This window comes from Streptomyces sp. SudanB25_2051 (assembly GCF_964272635.1).
Classification (GTDB): domain Bacteria; phylum Actinomycetota; class Actinomycetes; order Streptomycetales; family Streptomycetaceae; genus Streptomyces.
Map to the genome: position 1 here is coordinate 2,293,226 of NZ_OZ186787.1, position 16,998 is coordinate 2,310,223.

19 protein-coding genes, 1 tRNA gene and 1 riboswitch are annotated in these 16,998 nt (G+C 73.4%); of the genes, 9 read left to right on the top strand and 11 right to left on the bottom strand.

Going from position 1 to position 16,998, the window contains the following annotated elements; genetic code table 11:
* Positions 1-49: 49 nt before the first annotated feature.
* From ACSUPT_RS10155 to ACSUPT_RS10165, 3 genes are all read left to right on the top strand, one after another.
* Complete coding sequence (locus ACSUPT_RS10155) at positions 50-1,066, top strand: SEC-C metal-binding domain-containing protein (protein ID WP_351965922.1); 1,017 nt, start codon at positions 50-52, stop codon at positions 1,064-1,066.
* A 126-nt stretch (positions 1,067-1,192) separates the two neighbouring features.
* Entirely contained in the window at positions 1,193-1,699 is a 507-nt protein-coding gene (locus ACSUPT_RS10160) for an excalibur calcium-binding domain-containing protein (protein WP_436944092.1), read from the top strand.
* Positions 1,700-1,839: 140 nt separating this feature from the next.
* Positions 1,840-2,139 carry a hypothetical protein gene (locus ACSUPT_RS10165; protein WP_351965924.1) on the top strand — a complete coding sequence of 100 codons (300 nt, stop codon included), beginning with the start codon at positions 1,840-1,842 and terminating at the stop codon, positions 2,137-2,139.
* A gap of 200 nt (positions 2,140-2,339) precedes the next feature.
* Here ACSUPT_RS10165 and ACSUPT_RS10170 read toward each other — a convergent pair whose 3' ends face one another.
* From ACSUPT_RS10170 to ACSUPT_RS10185, 4 genes are all read right to left on the bottom strand, one after another.
* Positions 2,340-3,647, bottom strand: a complete 1,308-nt coding sequence (locus ACSUPT_RS10170) for a DUF445 domain-containing protein (protein WP_351965925.1) — start codon at positions 3,645-3,647, stop codon at positions 2,340-2,342.
* Between the two features lie 248 nt (positions 3,648-3,895).
* The gene (locus ACSUPT_RS10175) at positions 3,896-4,990 is read right to left on the bottom strand and encodes an ABC transporter ATP-binding protein (RefSeq protein ID WP_436944093.1); all 1,095 of its coding nucleotides are present in this window, start codon (positions 4,988-4,990) and stop codon (positions 3,896-3,898) included.
* A gap of 3 nt (positions 4,991-4,993) precedes the next feature.
* Positions 4,994-5,899, bottom strand: coding sequence for an ABC transporter permease (locus ACSUPT_RS10180; protein ID WP_436944094.1), 906 nt, complete (start codon positions 5,897-5,899; stop codon positions 4,994-4,996).
* Complete coding sequence (locus ACSUPT_RS10185; RefSeq protein ID WP_351965927.1) at positions 5,892-6,692, bottom strand: ABC transporter permease; 801 nt, start codon at positions 6,690-6,692, stop codon at positions 5,892-5,894. The genes ACSUPT_RS10180 and ACSUPT_RS10185 overlap by 8 nt, the downstream gene beginning before the upstream one ends.
* Positions 6,693-7,009: 317 nt before the next feature.
* On the opposite strand from ACSUPT_RS10185, the gene ACSUPT_RS10190 reads away from it, so the two are divergent.
* Positions 7,010-9,196, top strand: coding sequence for a transglycosylase domain-containing protein (locus ACSUPT_RS10190; RefSeq protein WP_436944095.1), 2,187 nt, complete (start codon positions 7,010-7,012; stop codon positions 9,194-9,196).
* Between the two features lie 91 nt (positions 9,197-9,287).
* Here the strand turns inward: ACSUPT_RS10190 and ACSUPT_RS10195 are convergent, their stop codons facing one another.
* The 3 genes from ACSUPT_RS10195 to ACSUPT_RS10205 all read right to left on the bottom strand — a co-directional run bounded on the left by ACSUPT_RS10195 (position 9,288) and on the right by ACSUPT_RS10205 (position 10,447).
* Positions 9,288-9,608 (bottom strand): DMT family transporter, encoded by a 321-nt coding sequence (locus ACSUPT_RS10195; protein ID WP_351965929.1) that lies wholly within the window; start codon positions 9,606-9,608, stop codon positions 9,288-9,290.
* A 31-nt stretch (positions 9,609-9,639) separates the two neighbouring features.
* Positions 9,640-9,706: riboswitch (guanidine-III (ykkC-III) riboswitch) on the bottom strand.
* 25 nt (positions 9,707-9,731) lie between these two features.
* A complete protein-coding gene (locus ACSUPT_RS10200; protein WP_010474424.1) occupies positions 9,732-10,070 on the bottom strand; it encodes a GroES family chaperonin in 339 nt (112 codons plus the stop codon).
* 53 nt (positions 10,071-10,123) lie between these two features.
* Entirely contained in the window at positions 10,124-10,447 is a 324-nt protein-coding gene (locus ACSUPT_RS10205; protein ID WP_436944096.1) for a DUF3618 domain-containing protein, read from the bottom strand.
* A gap of 144 nt (positions 10,448-10,591) precedes the next feature.
* Between ACSUPT_RS10205 and bcp the strand changes: the two genes are divergently transcribed.
* From bcp to ACSUPT_RS10225, 4 genes are all read left to right on the top strand, one after another.
* The gene (gene bcp, locus ACSUPT_RS10210; RefSeq protein ID WP_351965932.1) at positions 10,592-11,059 is read left to right on the top strand and encodes a thioredoxin-dependent thiol peroxidase; all 468 of its coding nucleotides are present in this window, start codon (positions 10,592-10,594) and stop codon (positions 11,057-11,059) included.
* A 147-nt stretch (positions 11,060-11,206) separates the two neighbouring features.
* Positions 11,207-11,833 carry an HNH endonuclease signature motif containing protein gene (locus ACSUPT_RS10215; protein ID WP_436944097.1) on the top strand — a complete coding sequence of 209 codons (627 nt, stop codon included), beginning with the start codon at positions 11,207-11,209 and terminating at the stop codon, positions 11,831-11,833.
* Positions 11,830-12,681, top strand: a complete 852-nt coding sequence (locus ACSUPT_RS10220) for an HNH endonuclease signature motif containing protein (protein ID WP_436944098.1) — start codon at positions 11,830-11,832, stop codon at positions 12,679-12,681. Before ACSUPT_RS10215 ends, ACSUPT_RS10220 begins: the two co-directional genes overlap by 4 nt.
* Before the next feature lie 15 nt (positions 12,682-12,696).
* A tRNA-Leu gene (locus tag ACSUPT_RS10225) sits at positions 12,697-12,770 on the top strand.
* A 55-nt stretch (positions 12,771-12,825) separates the two neighbouring features.
* Here the strand turns inward: ACSUPT_RS10225 and rdgB are convergent.
* From rdgB to ACSUPT_RS10245, 4 genes are all read right to left on the bottom strand, one after another.
* Positions 12,826-13,428: an RdgB/HAM1 family non-canonical purine NTP pyrophosphatase gene (gene rdgB / locus ACSUPT_RS10230; protein ID WP_436944099.1), complete on the bottom strand. Its 603-nt coding sequence runs from the start codon at positions 13,426-13,428 to the stop codon at positions 12,826-12,828.
* A gap of 272 nt (positions 13,429-13,700) precedes the next feature.
* Entirely contained in the window at positions 13,701-14,090 is a 390-nt protein-coding gene (locus ACSUPT_RS10235) for a hypothetical protein (protein ID WP_351965936.1), read from the bottom strand.
* Between the two features lie 98 nt (positions 14,091-14,188).
* Positions 14,189-14,920 carry a ribonuclease PH gene (gene rph, locus ACSUPT_RS10240; RefSeq protein ID WP_315876261.1) on the bottom strand — a complete coding sequence of 244 codons (732 nt, stop codon included), beginning with the start codon at positions 14,918-14,920 and terminating at the stop codon, positions 14,189-14,191.
* A gap of 237 nt (positions 14,921-15,157) precedes the next feature.
* Positions 15,158-15,463: a PTS glucose/sucrose transporter subunit IIB gene (locus tag ACSUPT_RS10245; protein WP_361655280.1), complete on the bottom strand. Its 306-nt coding sequence runs from the start codon at positions 15,461-15,463 to the stop codon at positions 15,158-15,160.
* A gap of 136 nt (positions 15,464-15,599) precedes the next feature.
* Here ACSUPT_RS10245 and ACSUPT_RS10250 point away from each other — a divergent pair, with 136 nt between their 5' ends.
* Positions 15,600-16,880 carry a PTS transporter subunit EIIC gene (locus tag ACSUPT_RS10250; RefSeq protein WP_365729473.1) on the top strand — a complete coding sequence of 427 codons (1,281 nt, stop codon included), beginning with the start codon at positions 15,600-15,602 and terminating at the stop codon, positions 16,878-16,880.
* Positions 16,881-16,998 lie beyond the last annotated feature (118 nt).

Consider the following 16,998-nt stretch of genomic DNA (forward strand, 5'->3'; position numbering starts at 1 on the left):
CGCCCCCAACCCCGCCGGAGGCGGGTCGTACGGCAGTACGGTGGTGACCATGCGCCTCGACACGCCTGCCGACCACACCAACGAAGCCGAGCGCCTGCTGCGCACCGCGGAACAGTACCCCGGGGACCGCGAGCCGCTGCTCCTGCGGGCGGCCGCGCACCTGGAGCTGGCCGGGGACCGCGCCCGCGCGACGGCGCTGTACGACACGCTGCTGTCCACGCCCCCGGAGCCGGAGAACCCGCACCTGGTGCGGGCGCTGAAGGCGGCGAACCTGTGGGAGTACGGACACGAGGCGGAGGCCCGCGCCATCATCGACGGCCTGCGGGCGACGACGCCGACGGACGCGGCGGCCTGGGAGATCGCCGGCGAGGCGCTGGAGGCGCACGACGAGCTGGAGGCGTCGGAGGAGACGTTCACGGCGGCGGCGCGGGCGCTGGTGCCGCTGCCGCACGAGCAGGAGGTGCCGTACGCGGCGCAGTCGCTGCTCGCCTCCCGGCACCGGGTGCGGCGCCTGCTGGCGCGCGAGCACGACGACTGGGACGTGCTGGCGGACCGGCTGCACATGGGGGCGGTCCCGCTGGACGAACTGCACGACCCGAAGCGGACCTGGGCGCTGGGCTCGTCGGACCCGGCGGAGCTGCGGGCGGAGATCGCCCGGCTGCGCAGCGAACTGGGCGCGTACCGCACGGCCCTGTCGCGGCCGTTCCCGGTGGCGGTGCTGCTGTGGCCGCGCGAGGAGCTGGCCGAGCTGCTGGAGGCCTACCCGGAGCTGGAGGCGGAGTACCCGACGCACGAGGCGCACCTGACGGACCTGGAGGCGTCCCTGCGCGAACTGGCCGCCGCGGGCACCCGGAACCTGGGCATCGTGCGGGGCACGGTCCCGTCGTACGAGGCGTTCGCCGCGTCCGAGGGCGCGTCGCCGTCCAACGCGGCGCTGCTCCCCCAGTACGCCACGACGCTCGCCGCCCGGGGCCGCGCCCTCCCCTGGCCGCCGCCCCGCACCTCCCCCTGCTGGTGCGGCTCGGACCTCCCGTACGCCGACTGCCACGGCAAGGCCCAGCTGTAGTGACCGGAATCGGGCTTCACCTTTTCTTCACTCTTCGCGTGCAGTAGTTTCATCCTGAACCACCGTCGGCTGGCCGACCGTCCCCCCACGCATCCCAGTCCGTGCGCGCGAGGGAGACATGTGCCCATGAGCAACCCGTACCAGCCCCAGCCCCCGTACCAGCCGCAGCCCCAGGCGCCCGGCACGCAGCGGCCGCTGCACCGGATGAAGCGCGTGTGGGGCGGCGGGCTGCTCCTGCTGCTGATCGGCGGCGGCTGCGGCGCGATGGGCGACGGCGGCGACGGCGAACCTGCGGCGAGGACCAAGCCGGCCCCCGCCGCCACGGTGACCGCCACGGCCACCGTCACCGCCACGCCCTCCGCCTCCGCCGCGCCCGCGCCGACGGTCACCGTCACCACCACGGCGACGGCCACCGTGACGGCCACCGCCACGGTCACCCGGGCCGCCGACAGCGGCGACGACTCCGGTGACGGCGGCAGCGTCTCCTCCGGAGGCGGGGACGGCGGCGGCAGCGCGTACTACGCCAACTGCTCCGCGGCCAGGGCGGCCGGCGCCGCGCCCGTCCGCCTGGGCGACCCCGGCTACGGCCGCCACCTCGACCGCGACGGGGACGGCGTCGGCTGCGAGTCGTGAGCCGGGCCCCGCGCCACGCTCCGCACCCCGGGTGCGACGGCCCCGGCCGCATCCGCCGCGCCCCGCGCCGCCCGCGCGCCCCGCGTGCGGTCCGGCGGGTTAGCCTCGGGGTGTTGTTGATGTGGCAGGAGGGTTTTCACATGGGCAGGGTTCCGGTGGCGGTCGTGGCCGCGAGTGGGCTTGTCGGGGGTTACGGGGTCGCCCGGTGGACCAAGAAGCGGCCGCTCGGCGGGGTCGCGCTGGCCGCCGCCGGGGCCGTCGCGGCGCGCGAGTGGCGGCGCAGCAGCGGCAACCTCGCCGCGGCCGGGCTGAGCGCCGCCTACGTCGCCGCGTTCGCCGGGTCCCACCCGCTGGCGAAGAAGGTCGGCGCCTGGCCCGCGGTGTTCTCCGCCGCCGGCGGCATGGCCCTCGCCTCCTGGGCCGTCACGCGCCGCTCCTGACGGCCCGTCGAGCGCACGGCCCGCCCCCACAGGCGGACGGGCCCGTACGCCCAGCGCACGGCCCCCTCCACACGGACGGGGCCCGTCGAGCGCCCAGCCCCCTGCACACGCACAGGTCCGTTGAACGGACGGGACGCCGCGTCCGTACTGAGGGGCACCTCCCCGTAGTACTGGGCGGATGGCCGGCCGGCAGGGGCCGGTCATCCGCCCAGGGAGTGGGACACCGTGTAGATCAGCAGGCCCGCCAGCGCGCCCACCACCGTGCCGTTGATCCGGATGAACTGCAGGTCCCGGCCGATGTGCGCCTCGATCTTGCGGGACGTCTGGTCCGCGTCCCAGCCCGCCACCGTGTCGGTGATCAACGACGTGATCTCCGTGCGGTAGGTCGTCACCACATACGCCGCCGCGTCCTCCAGCCACCCCTCGACCTTCCGCTGGAGCTGCGCGTCCGTCGTCAGCCGCGCCCCCAGCGACAGCAGCGAGGCCCGCGCCCGCTGCCGCAGTTCGCTCTGCTCGTCCTCCGCCGCGGACATGATCATCGCCCGTACGGAACCCCACGCCGAGGCGATGATGTCCTGCACCTCGGGCCGCGCCACCAGGTCCGACTTCAGCCGCTCCACCCGCGCCCGCGTGTCCGTGTCCGCCTGGAGGTCCGCCGCGAAGTCCGCCAGGAACCGGTCGATCGCCCCGCGCGCCGGGTGCGCCGGCATGTCCCGCATCTCCGTGACGAACCGCAGCAGCTCCTTGTAGACCCGCTCGCCGACCTTCCGGTCCACGAACCGCGGCGTCCACCCCGGCGCCCCGCCCTGCACGGCGTCCATCACCGAGTCCCCGTGCGTCACCAGCCAGTCGTGGGCGCGGGCGCACACCAGGTCCACCGCCCGGCGGTGCGCCCCGTCCGCGACGATCCGCTCCAGGGTCTTGCCGATGCCCGGCGCGATCTCCGCCGCCTCCGCCCGCCGGGTGATCGCCTCGCCGACGACCGCCTGCACATCGGCGTCCCGCAGCACGGTCAGCGCGCCGCGCAGCGCCGTGGACAGCTCCGCCGTCACCCGGTCGGCGTGCGCGGGCTCCGACAGCCACGCCCCGAGCCGGCCCGCCACGTCCAGGGCGTGCAGCCGGGTCCGTACGACACCGGCCGACAGGAAGTTCTCCCCGACGAACGTGCCGAGCGACTCGCCCAGCTGGTCCTTCTTCGTCGGGATGATCGCCGTGTGCGGGATGGGCAGGCCCATCGGGCGGCGGAACAGCGCCGTCACCGCGAACCAGTCGGCCAGCGCGCCCACCATGCCGGCCTCCGCGGCCGCCGCCACATAGCCGGGCCAGCCGGTGATCCCGGCCGCCCCCGCCCACGTCGCCAGCGCGTACACCACGGCGACGAACAGCAGCAGCGCCGTCGCCGTGGCCTTCATCCGGCGCACCCCCCGGCGCTTCTCCTCGTCCTCCGCCGTGTACGCGAAGCCGCCGGCGCCCGCCGTGCGCGCCGCCTCCCTGCCCGTTGTGCTCATTCGCTCCGCCCTGTGTCGGCTTCGGGGCTCGCGCCGCCACCCTGTCCCACTCCAGGTACTCCCGAAACGGGCCGCGAGTTCCCGGCGAGGCTACCTTTCCAGGGATTTGGGCGGCTTCTCACCTTTTCGGGGCTTCCGCACGCCGACACCGCCCATCAGCCGGAGCGGGCCGGTGCGTGGACGGGCCCGACGGGCAGCGAGACCCTTGGGCGCGCTCGGGGCGGACAAGGGGCCTCCGGGAGGCCGGCTTAGGCGGGGCGCCGGTCCTGGTACATCCTCGCGATGACCGCCTCGATGTCCGGCTCGCGCACCGACAGGTCGACCAGCGGGTACGCCCCCGCGACCTGCGCGACCAGCGGCGCCGCCGACGCCGACGCGGGGAACGCCAGCCACTGCCGGGGCCCCTCCACCCGTACGACGCGGGTGCCGGCCACCTCGATGGGCGGCAGTTCCCGCTCCAGGTCGACCACGAGCGTCCGCTCCCCCGCGCCCGCCTCGTGCAGCCCGGCCAGCGTCCCGTCGTACATCAGCCGCCCGTGGTCGATGACCATCACACGGCCGCACAGCTGCTCGATGTCGGTGAGGTCGTGGGTGGTGAGCAGCACCGTCGTGCCCCGCTCGGCGTTGAGGTCGCGCAGGAACTCCCGGACCCTCGCCTTCGACACGATGTCGAGGCCGATCGTCGGCTCGTCCAGGTACAGCACGTCCGGGTCGTGGAGCAGCGCCGCCGCGATGTCGCCGCGCATCCGCTGCCCCAGCGACAGCTGCCGTACGGGCACGTCCAGCAGGTCGGCGAGGCCGAGGAGTTCGACGCACCGGTCCAGGTTCTCCCGGAACCGCGCGTCGGGCACCCGGTACATGCGGTGCACCAGCCGGTAGGAGTCCCGCAGCGGCAGGTCCCACCAGAGCGTCGTCCGCTGCCCGAACACCACGCCGATGCGGCGGGCCAGCCGGGTCCGCTCCCGCGCCGGGTCGATGCCCGCCACCCGCAGCCGGCCGCCGCTGGGCGTGAGGATGCCGGTGAGCATCTTGATGGTGGTGGACTTGCCGGCGCCGTTCGGGCCGATGTAGCCGACCACCTCGCCGCGCGCCACGCGGAAGGTCAGCCCGTCGACGGCCCGCACCTGCCGCTTCTCGCGGCGCAGCGGCCCGACGCGGCGGCGCACGTCGAAGACCTTCTCGACGCCGTCGAGTGCGATGAAGTCCCGGTCTCCACCCGGCGGCCCGGCGGGCCCCGGCGCGGCACGGTCCGACCCGGCAGACCCCGGCTCCGCGGGCCCCGGCGCGGCACGGTCCGGCTCGGCGGGCCCCGGCTCCGCGGGCCCCGGTTCGGTCGTCGTCATGTGTCAGCTCCCCGTGCTCCGGTACGAACGGATGCCCACGCGCCACAGGAGCCCCGCCAGCGCCACGCACACCGCGGCCACCAGCGGGGAGGCGAAGGCCGCCCACGGCGGCAGCCCGGCCGGCGCCTCGCGGCCCAGCACGTACAGCGCGGGCACCCAGTTGACGAACGCCAGCGGCACGACGTACACCACACCCCGCACCAGCTCGCCGGCGAAGATGGACGGCGGGTACTGGAGGAGGGTGTTGCCGCCGTAGGTGAACGAGTTGGCGACCTCGGCACCGTCCTGCGCCCAGAACTGGAACGCCGCCCCGGCCGTCATCAGCGACCCGAAGATCAGCGCGCCCGTCAGCACCATCAGCGGCACCATCGCCGCCTTCAGCACCGTCCAGTCCACACCCTCCAGCACCACCAGGGACCACACCAGCACCAGCAGCCCCTGCAACAGCCGCCCCAGGCGCCGCAGCGCGAACCGGTCGGCCGCCACCTGCGCGAAGACCGGCACCGGGCGCACCAGGAACGTGTCGAACGTGCCGTCCCGCACCCGCCGCCCCACCTTCCCCACCTGGCCCATCACCAAGTCGGCGAGCCCGAACGCGGTGCTCGTCGTCCCGTACAGGAACGCCACCTCGCCGAAGGCGAATCCGCCCAGGCCCCGCACATGGCCGAACATCATCAGGATCACGACGAAGTCGAAGAAGTTCACCGCCAGGTTGGACAGCAGCGTGACCGCGAACGAGAAGCGGTACGTCATCGTGGAGCGGATCCACATGGCGGCGATCAGGCCGTACGCGCGCAGCCCCGCCACGGCCCGCGCGGCGCGCCCGGCCTCCGGCACGCCCGCGTACGCCCCCGCGCCGGCCGCCCCGCGCGCGCCGCCGTCCCGTTCCACGGCCGGTGGGCTAGCCACCCTGCACCACCACCCGCCGGGTCGCGGCGGCCTGGAGGGCGCGGCCCGCGGCCAGCAGCACCACCGCCCAGCCCGCCTGGAATCCGTACGCCTCCAGCAGCCCCCAGCCGGTCCGCTTCTCCAGGAACACGTCGGCCGGCACCTGGAGCATCGACGCCCACGGCAGCATCCGCGCGACCTCGCCGAGCGCGCCGGGGAAGACGGTCAGCGGCAGCAGCATCCCGGAGAAGAACATCCCCGACAGCCACGCCGCCTGCACCACCCCGGCCCCGTCGAGCACCCAGAACACCGACAGCGCGACCAGGTACCAGACGCCGAAGCTCACGACGACGCCGAGCAGCACCGACAGCAGGAACGCCGGCCAGGTCAGCGGGTTGCCGGGCAGCGCGATGTCGAAGGCGAGCGCGCCCACCGCCATCGGGACGACCCCGCGGCCGAGCAGCTGGAACGCGGCGCGCCCCAGGTTCGCGGAGAACCACCACATCTGGAGGTCGGCCGGCCGGTAGAGGTCCACGGCGATGTCACCGGTCTTGACGCGCTCGATCAGCTCGTCCTCGAACCCGCCGCCCATCAGCGAGGTCGCGGCGAGCAGGGCCTGCCCGAGCCAGACGAACGCGAGCGCCTCCGCCAGGTCGTAGCCGCCGAGACGCGGACGCTCGTCCCACAGGGCCATATAGGTGAACGCCAGGATGAAGCCGAAGACGGTGTTGGTGAAGACACCCGCCGCGGTGGCCACCCGGTAGGTGGCATGGCGGCGGAAACCACCGGTCAGCACGGCCCAGTAGAGCCGCATGACACCACCTCCTCCGTCACCCGCCAGGCGCGCGCCCGGCGTTCCGTCAAAGCCGGGCAGCCTAGCGAGCCGCGCGCCGGACACGCGACCGGTTTTCCCGCCGAAGGCCGCGACGAGGGCGCGGCCGGTTTCCCCGCCGAAGGCACCGCCCAAAGCGCGGCCGGAAGCGCGCGGACCCACACGGGTGCGGGGAAACGGGTGGTCCGAGCCGGGATACGCGGATCGGCGACCGGCGCGGTGCACTATGAAGCAGAGTGATAAAACATCACAATTCGGACAGTGATCACGACCATGACCGCGACCGTGCCGGAGAACCAGTGAGCGACGCCCCGCCGCAGCCCCCCGCCGAGCCGGACCGGGGCTGGCAGCCCCGTGACCCCACCGTCCACGACCAGGGCGCCACCGACACCCCGCCCGCCCCCACCGACACCCGCACCACCCCCGAGAACGCCGGGAAGCCCCGGCGCCGGCGCACCGGATGGCGCCGCGCCCTCCCCACCTGGCGCATGGTCCTCGGCGGCCTGCTCCTCCTCGTCGTCCTCCTCGGCGGCGGCTTCCTCGCCGGCTACCACCTGATCGAGATCCCGCCCGCCAACGCCACCGCGACCGCACAGGCCAACGTCTACCTCTACGCCGACGGCAGCCCCCTCGCCCAGGGCGGCCGCGTCAACCGCGAGAGCGTCCCCCTCTCCCGCATGCCCCGCGCCCTCCGCCAGGCCGTACTCGCCGCCGAGGACCGCGACTTCTACACCGAACCGGGAGTCGACCCCGGCGCCATGCTCCGCGCCTCCTGGAACACCCTCACCGGCAAGGGCACCCAGGGCGGCTCCACCATCACCCAGCAGTACGTCAAGAACTACTACCTCGGCCAGGAACGCACCGTCACCCGCAAGGTGAAGGAGTTCTTCATCGCCATCAAACTGGACCGCGCCACCTCCAAGGAGCACATCCTCCAGGGCTACCTCAACACCAGCTACTACGGCCGCAACGCCTACGGTGCCCAGGCCGCCGCCCAGGCCTACTACGGCAAGGACGTCGACGAACTCGACACCGCCGAGAGCGCCTACCTCGCCTCCCTCCTCAACGCCCCCAGCGCCTACGACGTCGGCGCCCGCCCCGCCAACCGCGCCCGCGCCCAGGCCCGCTGGAACTACGTCCTCGACGCCATGGTCCAGGAGGGCTGGCTCCCCCGCGCCCAGCGCGCCGCACTCCGCTTCCCCGACGTCCTGCCCGCCCGCCCCAGCGCCGGACTCTCCGGCCAGCGCGGCTACGCCGTCCAGGCCGTCAACTCCTTCCTCGCCCGCCACGGCATCCTCTCCGAGAAGGCCATCGCCGCCGGCGGCTACCGCATCACCACCACCCTGCGCAAAGACCGCATGGACGCCTTCACCGAGGCCGTACGACAGCAGGTCCTCGACCGCCTCGACCCCGCGAACAACCCCGCCGACCGGTACGTCCGCGTCGGCGGCGCCTCCATCGAACCCGCCACCGGCAAGGTCGTCGCCCTCTACGGCGGCGTCGACTACACCCGCCAGTACGTCAACAACGCCACCCGCCGCGACTACCAGGTCGGCTCCACCTTCAAACCGTTCGTCCTCGCCTCCGCCGTCGCCCACGGCGCCACCACGCAGAACGGCGAGGCCATCACCCCCAACACCGTCTACGACGGCACCAACAAACGCCCCGTGCAAGGCTGGACCGGCAAGGCCTACGCCCCCGCCAACGAGGACGACGTCTCCTACGGCGGCATCCCCCTCCACACCGCCACCGACCGCTCCGTGAACGCCGTCTACGCCCAGCTCGCCGTCGACGTCGGCCCCAAGAAGGTCCGCCGCACCGCCATCGCGCTGGGCCTGCCCGCCGACACCCCCGACCTCACCCCCTCACCGTCCATCGCGCTCGGCCCCGCCACCGCCAGCGTCCTCGACATGGCCGAGGCCTACGCCACCCTCGCCAACCACGGCAGGCGCGGCCTCTACTCCCTCGTCGAGAAGGTCGAACGCATCGACCCGGCAGGCGACCGCGCACTGCCCCTGCCCGCCGCAGGATCGGGCACCCGGCAGGCCGTCAGCCGCGAAGCCGCCGACACCACCACCGCCGTCCTGCGCGGCGTCGTCGAAGGCGGCACCGGCACCGCCGCCCGCGCCGTCGGCCGCCCCGCCGCCGGCAAGACCGGCACCGCCGAGGACGACAAGGCCGCCTGGTTCGCCGGATACACCCCCGACCTGGCCACCGTCGTCGCCCTCATGGGCCAGGACCCCAAGACGGGCGCGCAAAAACCCCTGTACGGCGCGCTCGGCATGGCCCGCATCAACGGCGGCGGCGCCCCCGCCGAAGTATGGGCCCACTACACCGGCACCGCCCTGGACGGCACCCCCGCCCGCGACTTCGACCTGCGGATCCCCAAAGGCGCCGAGATCCGGGAAGGACGCGAACCGGAGGACCTCACCGAGGAGGCGGGCGCCGAGAGCACGACCGGCGACGGCATCCAGATCATCGAATGACCCGCGAGGCGCCCGGCCCACGCCGCCCATGACCGCGAGGCACCGGGCCCACGCCGCCACCGACCCGCGGGGCCCCACCGCAGACGGGGGCTCAATGGCCCGACGTGGCCTTGAGCCCCACCACCGCCACCAGCAGCAGACACACGAAGAAGATCCGGGCGGCGGTCACCGGCTCACCCAGCACCACCATCCCCACCACCGCCGCGCCGGCCGCGCCGATACCGACCCACACCCCGTACGCCGTGCCGATCGGCAGCGTCCTCGCCGCCTGCGCCAGCAGCACCATGCTCGCCACGATCCCCAGACAGGTCGCCACACTCGGCCACAGCCGCGTGAACCCGTCCGTGTACTTCATCCCGACCGACCAGCCGACCTCCAGCAGACCGGCGACGATCAGCAGAACCCAGGCCATGACGACACACCCTCCGACAGGAAACTCACGGTGTGCGTCGTCTTTGCCTTGCCCCGGTACGGCGCGTCTCGTCGGGTGCCCTCCACGGTAGCAACCGCCGCAGGGCACCCGCCGCCGAGGAGGTCAGAGATACAGCCCCGTCGAATCCTCGGAGCCCTCGAAACGGTCCGCGGCCACCGCGTGCAGATCGCGCTCGCGCATCAGCACATACGCCACGCCCCGCACCTCCACCTCGGCACGGTCCTCCGGGTCGTACAGCACCCGGTCACCGGGCTCCACGGTACGGACGTTCTGACCGACCGCGACCACCTCGGCCCAGGCCAGCCTCCGGCCCACCGCCGCCGTCGCGGGAATGAGGATGCCGCCTCCCGAGCGCCGCTCGCCCTCGGGAACGTCGGACCGGACCAGCACCCGGTCGTGCAGCATCCGGATGGGCAACTTGTCGTGGGTGTTCTCGCTCACCCCACGAACTTACCTGCCCCGGACCCCGCACCCCGCCCGAGGGGCCCGGAACCTCAGTGCTTCCGCCTGCGCGACGACGACGCGGCCAGCAGACCGATCACCCCCACCGCGAGCAGCGCCACCGGCACCACCCGCTCCAGACGCGGCGCGCCCTGCTCGTCCACGAACCGGGTCCGGACATCGGTCACCATCCGGTTCACCGCGACGAACGCCCGGCCGGCCGTCTCGTCGACGGTCGACGCCACCTTCGCCTTCGCGTCGCCGATGATCGTCTTCGGGTGCATCCGTACGCCGATCTCGTCGAGCGTGACGGCGAGCTGCTCGCGCCGGCGGACGATGTCCGCCTCGATCTGCGCGGGGGTCCTGGCGTCCGACACCGAGCTGCCTCCGTTGGTGGTCGTGGATCTCCGGTTCGCTTCGTCATGGACAGTTTGTCAGCTCGACCGGCCCGGGGCTGTCCCAGACCCCCATTAGGCTCGGTCGGGTACCCGCCCGCACCCGCCCCGAGGAGAGCCACAGCCATGAGCGAGCGACTGCAGCCCGGCGACACCGCCCCCGCCTTCACCCTGCCCGACGCCGACGGCAACGAGATCTCGCTCGCGGACCACAAGGGCCGCAAGGTCATCGTCTACTTCTACCCGGCGGCCCTCACCCCCGGCTGCACCAAGCAGGCCTGCGACTTCACCGACAACCTGGAGCTCCTCGCGGACGCCGGTTACGACGTCATCGGCGTGTCGCCGGACAAGCCGGAGAAGCTGGCGAAGTTCCGCGACAAGGAGGACCTCAAGGTCACCCTGGTCGGCGACCCGGAGAAGAAAGTCCTGGAGGCGTACGGCGCGTACGGCGAGAAGAAGCTCTACGGCAAGACCGTGACGGGCGTCATCCGCTCGACGGTCGTCGTCGACGAGGACGGCAAGGTCGAGCGCGCCCTGTACAACGTCAAGGCCACCGGCCACGTAGCCAAGATCATCAAGGACCTGGGCATCTGACCCCGCTCCCCCGCCCCACCCGAACGGCCCGCACCGCCCCCACCCCGGCGGTACGGGCCGTTCCGCTTATCGGACGTGACCGTCCGATAAGCGGTTCGTTACCCCGTACGAGGCCACGAACAGACGGCCGGACGGGGAGGGACACGCATGAGGGCCAGGTACACCCCGGAGCTGCTTGCCGAGGCGGCCCGGGGGACGGACGACTGGGACGCGGCGGTGCGCTGGTGCGGTGGGACGCCGACACCGGGCAGCCGTCGCTACCTGCGGCGGAGGATGGCCGAGGCGGGCGTGGACACCTCGCACTTCCGCACCGGCTGGGCCCGGCACACGGAGGAGGCCCTGAGGCGGGCCGTCGCCGGCTCCTCCAGCGTCGGAGAGGTCCTGCGGTGCCTCGGCCTCAGTCCGGTGGGCGGCAACCACGCCCACATCAGCCGCCGCATCGCGGCGCTCGGCATCGACACCTCGCATTTCAGCGCGGTCCGGCGGCCCGGGCAGCGGGCCTCGCGGGGGCCGGTCCTGGCTCTCAGGTCGCCGGACGGCGGCCGGGTGCCCGGCAGGCGCCTCCGGCGGGCGCTGCTCGCAATGGGAGTGCCCGAGCGCTGCGCGATGTGCGGCACGGGGCCGGAGTGGAACGGGCGGCCCCTGCGGCTCGAAGTCGACCACGTCAACGGGGACTGGTGGGACAACCGCCCGGACAACCTGCGGTTGCTGTGCCCCAACTGCCACGCCGTCACCGACACGTACCGCGGCCGCCGGCGGAGGACGGCGGGATGAGCACGCCCCGGTACACACGGGACCTGCTGGCCCGGACGGCCGCCTCGTCCTCCAGCCTCGTGGACCTGATGCGCCGCCTGGGGACGCCCCTCGCCGGCAGGCCGCGGAGGTATCTGCGCGCCAGGCTGGCCCACTACGGCATCGACACATCCCACTTCGAGGACGAGCCCCTCCGGCCCCGGGAGCGGCGGTACTACTCCAGGGAGCGCCTCGCCGAGGCCGCCGCCCGGTCGCACAGCATCCGCGAGCTGCTGGAGTACCTGGGCTGTCCGCCGTACGACTGCCCCTACAGCCACATCAGGAAGAGGCTCGACGCGTTCGGCATCGACACCTCGCACTTCACCCGCGGCCGCGGGCACGGCGGAGGCCTCCCCGCACGTGAGCCGCTCGCCGCCGCGGCCGCGGGGGTGACCACCATGGCGGCCCTGCTCCGCACCCTCGGGCTCCCGGACACCGGCGGCGGACGCGCCCGTGTGAGGCGGGCCCTGGACGCGTACGGCATCTCCACCGCCCACTTCACCGGGCGGGGTCACGGCCGGGGAACGGTCGCGGCGAACCGCAAACCGGCCGCCGAGATCCTGCGGCGGCGGGAACCCGGCTCGGCGCGCACGCCGACCCGCATGCTCCGGCGCGCCCTGGACGAGGCGGGGGCCGCGCGGGTGTGCGACGCGTGCGGCACGGGGGACGTCTGGCAGGGGCGGCGACTGGTCCTGGAGATCGACCACGTCAACGGCGACCGGCTGGACAACCGCCGTGAGAACCTCCGGTACTTGTGCCCGTCGTGCCACAGCCAGACCGGCACATTCTCCCGCCGATCCCACCCTTCCGGCCCCCGACCGGCCCGCTAAAGTAGGCCATCGAGCGGGCCCGTATCCCAGCGGCTAGAGGACGCCGGTTTAGATCCGGTGCGTCGTGGGTTCGAATCCCACCGGGCTCACAGGAGAAAGCGGCCCCGCGCCTTGCAATCCAAGGTGCGGGGCTTTTTCGTGGGGTCAGGGCAGGAGGTCCCTGAGGACCAGGACCAGGGCGCGGAAGGCCTTGCCGCGGTGGCTGATGGCGTTCTTCTCCTCGGGGGTCAGCTCGGCGCAGGTGCGGGTGTCGCCGTCGGGCTGGAGGATCGGGTCGTAGCCGAAGCCGCCGGTGCCGGCGGGGGTGTGGCGGAGGGTGCCGTCGAGGCGGCCCTCCACGACGCGTTCGGTGCCGTCGGGCAGGGCGAGGGCGGCGGCGCACGCGAAGTGGGCGGTGCGGTGGGGCGCGTCGATGTCGGAGAGCTGGGCGAGGAGCAGGTCGAGGTTGGCCTTGTCGTCGCCGTGGCGGCCGGCCCAGCGGGCGGAGAAGATGCCGGGGGCGCCGCCGAGGACGTCCACGCAGAGGCCGGAGTCGTCGGCGATGGCGGGGTGGCCGGTGGCGCGGGCGAGGGCGTGGGCCTTGAGGAGGGCGTTCTGCGCGAAGGTGACGCCGGTCTCCTTGACGTCGGGGACGTCGGGGTAGGCGTCGGCGCCGACGAGTTCGTGGGTGAGTCCGGCGTCGGCGAGGATGGCGCGGAGTTCGGTGATCTTCCCGGCGTTGCGGGTGGCGAGGATCAGGCGGGTCATGGCGTCCAGTATCGCGGCGCGGGTCGCGGGCCCTTCGCGGGCGTGGGCGCGTGCCCTTCGCGCGCGGCGCGCGGGCCCTTCGCGGGCGTGGGCGCGTGCGGGGCGCGGGGCCCCTCACGGGCGTGGCGGGGAGGCGCGGTGGCCTCGCGGGCGGGGCGCCGGGCCCTTCATGGGCGCCGGTCCTTCGCGGGCGTGGGCGGGGTCGGGGCCTGGCGCGGGGCGGCCCGCCGGGGGGCGGGGGGGGGCGGGCCGCTCGCGGGGGGTGGGGCCGGTTACGGGGTGCAGACCTTGCCGACTTCGGCGGCCGCGTCGGTGACGGGCGTGAGGTCGGGGGTCGCGTCGCCGTTCTTGACGCTGGTGCGGACTTCCTGGACGCCCTTCGACAGGTCGTCGACGGCCTTGGACAGGTCGGCGTTGCCGGTGGTGTCCTTGAGGCCGGCGAGTTCCTTGTCGATGGCGTTGAGGGATTCCTCGATCTGGGTGGGGTCGCCGGCGTTGGAGGCGGCCTGGGTGAGGCGGTCGACGCTGGTGGCGATGGCCTCGGCGGTCTTGACGCAGCCGACCGCCGTGTCGATGGCGCCGCAGCCGGTGAGGGTCAGGGCGGCGGCGAGCGCGGTGCCGGTGACGAGGGCGGTGGTGCGGGTACGGCGGTGACGGCGCATGTGCGGGTCCTCCCCTGGCTGGTTACGGGCGTACGGTACCTTCCGCACGCCCGTGTCGGGTGAGACGCCGCCGGGTGGCGGCGCGGTTGCCGGGGTGGTCAGAGCGTCGTTTCGAGGGCTTCGCGCTGGAGTGCGGCGAGGTCGGCGCAGCCGCCGGTGGCGAGGTCGAGGAGCGCGTTGAGCTCCTTGCGGTCGAAGGGTTCGGCTTCGGCGGTGCCCTGGACCTCGACGAAGCGGCCGTCGCCGGTGCAGACGACGTTCATGTCGGTCTCGGCGCGTACGTCCTCCTCGTAGCAGAGGTCGAGGAGGGGGGTGCCGTCGACGATGCCGACGGAGACGGCGGCGACGGTGCCGGTGAGGGGCTTGCGGCCGGCCTTGACGAGTTTCTGGCGCTGGGCCCAGGCGACGGCGTCGGCGAGGGCGACGTACGCGCCGGTGATGGCGGTGGTGCGGGTGCCGCCGTCGGCCTGGAGGACGTCGCAGTCGAGGACGATGGTGTTCTCGCCGAGTGCCTTGTAGTCGATGACGGCGCGCAGGGAGCGGCCGATGAGGCGGGAGATCTCGTGGGTGCGGCCGCCGATCTTGCCGCGGACGGATTCGCGGTCGCCGCGGGTGTTGGTGGAGCGGGGCAGCATGGAGTACTCGGCGGTGACCCAGCCTTCGCCGCTGCCCTTGCGCCAGCGGGGGACGCCCTCGGTGACGGAGGCGGTGCAGAAGACTCTGGTGTCGCCGCAGGAGATGAGGACGGAGCCCTCGGCGTGCTTGCTCCAGCCGCGCTGGATGGTGACCGGGCGGAGCTGTTCGGGCGTGCGGCCGTCGATACGGGTCATGGGGAGAGCGTAGGCGGTGCGGGGCGCCGGGCGTGCCGGGCGGGCGGGGTGGGGGTCGGTCTTCGGGGTGCCTGTCGTGCCGGGCGGGGCGGGGCGGGGCGGCGGTCGGTCTTGGGGGCGGGTGCGCGGCGGTGTGGTGCGGTGCGGGTACTCCTTGACCGCGGTGGGTGTGACGCGGCCCGCCTTCCGTGCCGGGGGGCAGGGTCGGGCGGGCCTTGTCGTGCGGCTAGTGGCCGGTCACATCATGTCTTCGATCTCGGCGGCGATGGGGTCGGCGTCGGTGCCGATGACGACCTGGATGGCGGTGCCCATCTTGACGACGCCGTGGGCGCCGGCGGCCTTCAGGGCGGCCTCGTCGACCAGGCCGGGGTCGCTCACCTCGGTGCGCAGGCGGGTGATGCAGCCCTCGATCTCTTCGATGTTGTCGATCCCACCGAGCCCGGCGACGATCTTCTCAGCCTTGCTGGCCATGTGTTTCTCCCTGGTGTTCACGGGGTGCGCCTCTCGGCGCCCCGTAGGTCCGCGTTCGTCACGGTAACTCACGGTTGGCCCATCTACGCAGGCGAGCCGCCGCCCCGTCCGCGACCATGACGATCACCGGCACCCTGCGTTGCGGCCGGGTCTCCGGCCGAGCCTATCGCAACTGGTCTACACCAGTCCTGTCTCTGGGAGGACGCGGATGAGCGACGACCGTACGGCGGGCGCGACGGCCGCGGCCGCGCCCCGCAGGTCGCGGTGGAGCGGCCTTTTCCAGGGCCTGCAGAAGGTGGGGCGGAGTCTGCAGCTGCCGGTGGCGGTGCTGCCCGCGGCGGGTCTGCTGGTGAGTCTCGGCGGCCTGTTCAAGTCGACGCTGGGCGGGGACTTCTGGGGGAAGGTGTCGGACGTCCTGATGCGGGGCGGTACGGCGATCCTGGACGGGGCGTTCGGGTTGCCGCTGCTGTTCTGCGTCGGGGTGGCGATCGGGTTCGCGAAGAAGGCGGACGGTTCGACGGCGCTGGCCGCGGTGGTGGGGTTCCTCGTCTACTTCAACGTGCTGAAGGCGTTTCCGCGTGAGGGGACGGTCACGGCGGACGTGCCGGAGGGGGTGCCGCAGAATCCGGGGGTGCTGGGCGGCATTCTGATCGGGCTGCTGACGGCGGTGGTGTGGCAGCGGTTCCACCGGACGAAGCTGGTGGACTGGCTGGGGTTCTTCAACGGGCGGCGGCTGGTGCCGATCCAGATGGCGTTCCTGTGCGTGGTGCTGGGCGTGGTGTTCGGGCTGCTGTGGGAGCCGGTCGGGGACGCGCTGGGGTGGTTCGCGCGGCAGCTGATCGGGCTCGGGGCGTGGGGTGCGGGGATCTTCGGGGTGGCGAACCGGCTGCTGATCCCGGTGGGGATGCACCAGTTCCTGAACACGTTCTTCTGGTTCCAGGCGGGTGAGTTCACCAAGCCGGACGGGACGGTGGTGCGGGGGGATCTGACGCGGTTCTTCGCGGAGGATCCGACGGCGGGGCAGTTCATGTCGGGGTTCTTCCCGATCATGATGTTCGGGCTGCCGGCGGCGGCGCTGGCGATCGCGCACACGGCGCGTCCGGAGCGGCGGGCCGAGGTGGGCGGGCTGATGGTGTCGGTGGCGCTGACGTCGTTCGTGACGGGGGTGACGGAGCCGCTGGAGTTCTCGTTCATGTTCGCGGCGCCGCTGCTGTACGGGGTGCACGCGCTGCTCACGGGCGCGTCGATGGTGATCACCTGGGCGTTGGGGGTGCACGCGGGCTTCGGGTTCTCCGCGGGGTTGATCGACTACGTCGTGAACTGGCATCTGGGGACGAGGCCGTGGCTGGTCATCCCGATCGGGCTGGGCTTCGCCGTCGTGTACTACGTGGTGTTCCGTTTCGCGATCACGCTGTTCAACCTGCCGACGCCGGGGCGGGAGCCTCGGGAGGCGGAGGAGGAGATGGCGCGGCAGACGACGAAGCCGTAGCGCGCGGGCGCCGGCCCGCGCGCCGGCCGGGGCGCCTTCCCGACGGCCGGCAGGGGTCCGCGGGGCGGGGTGGGAGCGGGGGGTGCGGGGGTCTGCCGGGGCGGTCGTGGTTCGTGAG

Bases quoted from the DNA above. Each gene is read 5' to 3' on its own strand.
- ACSUPT_RS10155 (WP_351965922.1), top strand. From the start codon at position 50: ATGCGCCTCGACACGCCTGCCGACCACACCAACGAAGCCGAGCGCCTG.
- ACSUPT_RS10160 (WP_436944092.1), top strand. From the start codon at position 1,193: ATGAGCAACCCGTACCAGCCCCAGCCCCCGTACCAGCCGCAGCCCCAG.
- ACSUPT_RS10165 (WP_351965924.1), top strand. From the start codon at position 1,840: ATGGGCAGGGTTCCGGTGGCGGTCGTGGCCGCGAGTGGGCTTGTCGGG.
- ACSUPT_RS10170 (WP_351965925.1), bottom strand. From the start codon at position 3,647: ATGAGCACAACGGGCAGGGAGGCGGCGCGCACGGCGGGCGCCGGCGGC.
- ACSUPT_RS10175 (WP_436944093.1), bottom strand. From the start codon at position 4,990: ATGACGACGACCGAACCGGGGCCCGCGGAGCCGGGGCCCGCCGAGCCG.
- ACSUPT_RS10185 (WP_351965927.1), bottom strand. From the start codon at position 6,692: ATGCGGCTCTACTGGGCCGTGCTGACCGGTGGTTTCCGCCGCCATGCC.
- ACSUPT_RS10195 (WP_351965929.1), bottom strand. From the start codon at position 9,608: ATGGCCTGGGTTCTGCTGATCGTCGCCGGTCTGCTGGAGGTCGGCTGG.
- bcp (WP_351965932.1), top strand. From the start codon at position 10,592: ATGAGCGAGCGACTGCAGCCCGGCGACACCGCCCCCGCCTTCACCCTG.
- ACSUPT_RS10215 (WP_436944097.1), top strand. From the start codon at position 11,207: ATGAGGGCCAGGTACACCCCGGAGCTGCTTGCCGAGGCGGCCCGGGGG.
- ACSUPT_RS10220 (WP_436944098.1), top strand. From the start codon at position 11,830: ATGAGCACGCCCCGGTACACACGGGACCTGCTGGCCCGGACGGCCGCC.
- rdgB (WP_436944099.1), bottom strand. From the start codon at position 13,428: ATGACCCGCCTGATCCTCGCCACCCGCAACGCCGGGAAGATCACCGAA.
- ACSUPT_RS10235 (WP_351965936.1), bottom strand. From the start codon at position 14,090: ATGCGCCGTCACCGCCGTACCCGCACCACCGCCCTCGTCACCGGCACC.
- rph (WP_315876261.1), bottom strand. From the start codon at position 14,920: ATGACCCGTATCGACGGCCGCACGCCCGAACAGCTCCGCCCGGTCACC.
- ACSUPT_RS10250 (WP_365729473.1), top strand. From the start codon at position 15,600: ATGAGCGACGACCGTACGGCGGGCGCGACGGCCGCGGCCGCGCCCCGC.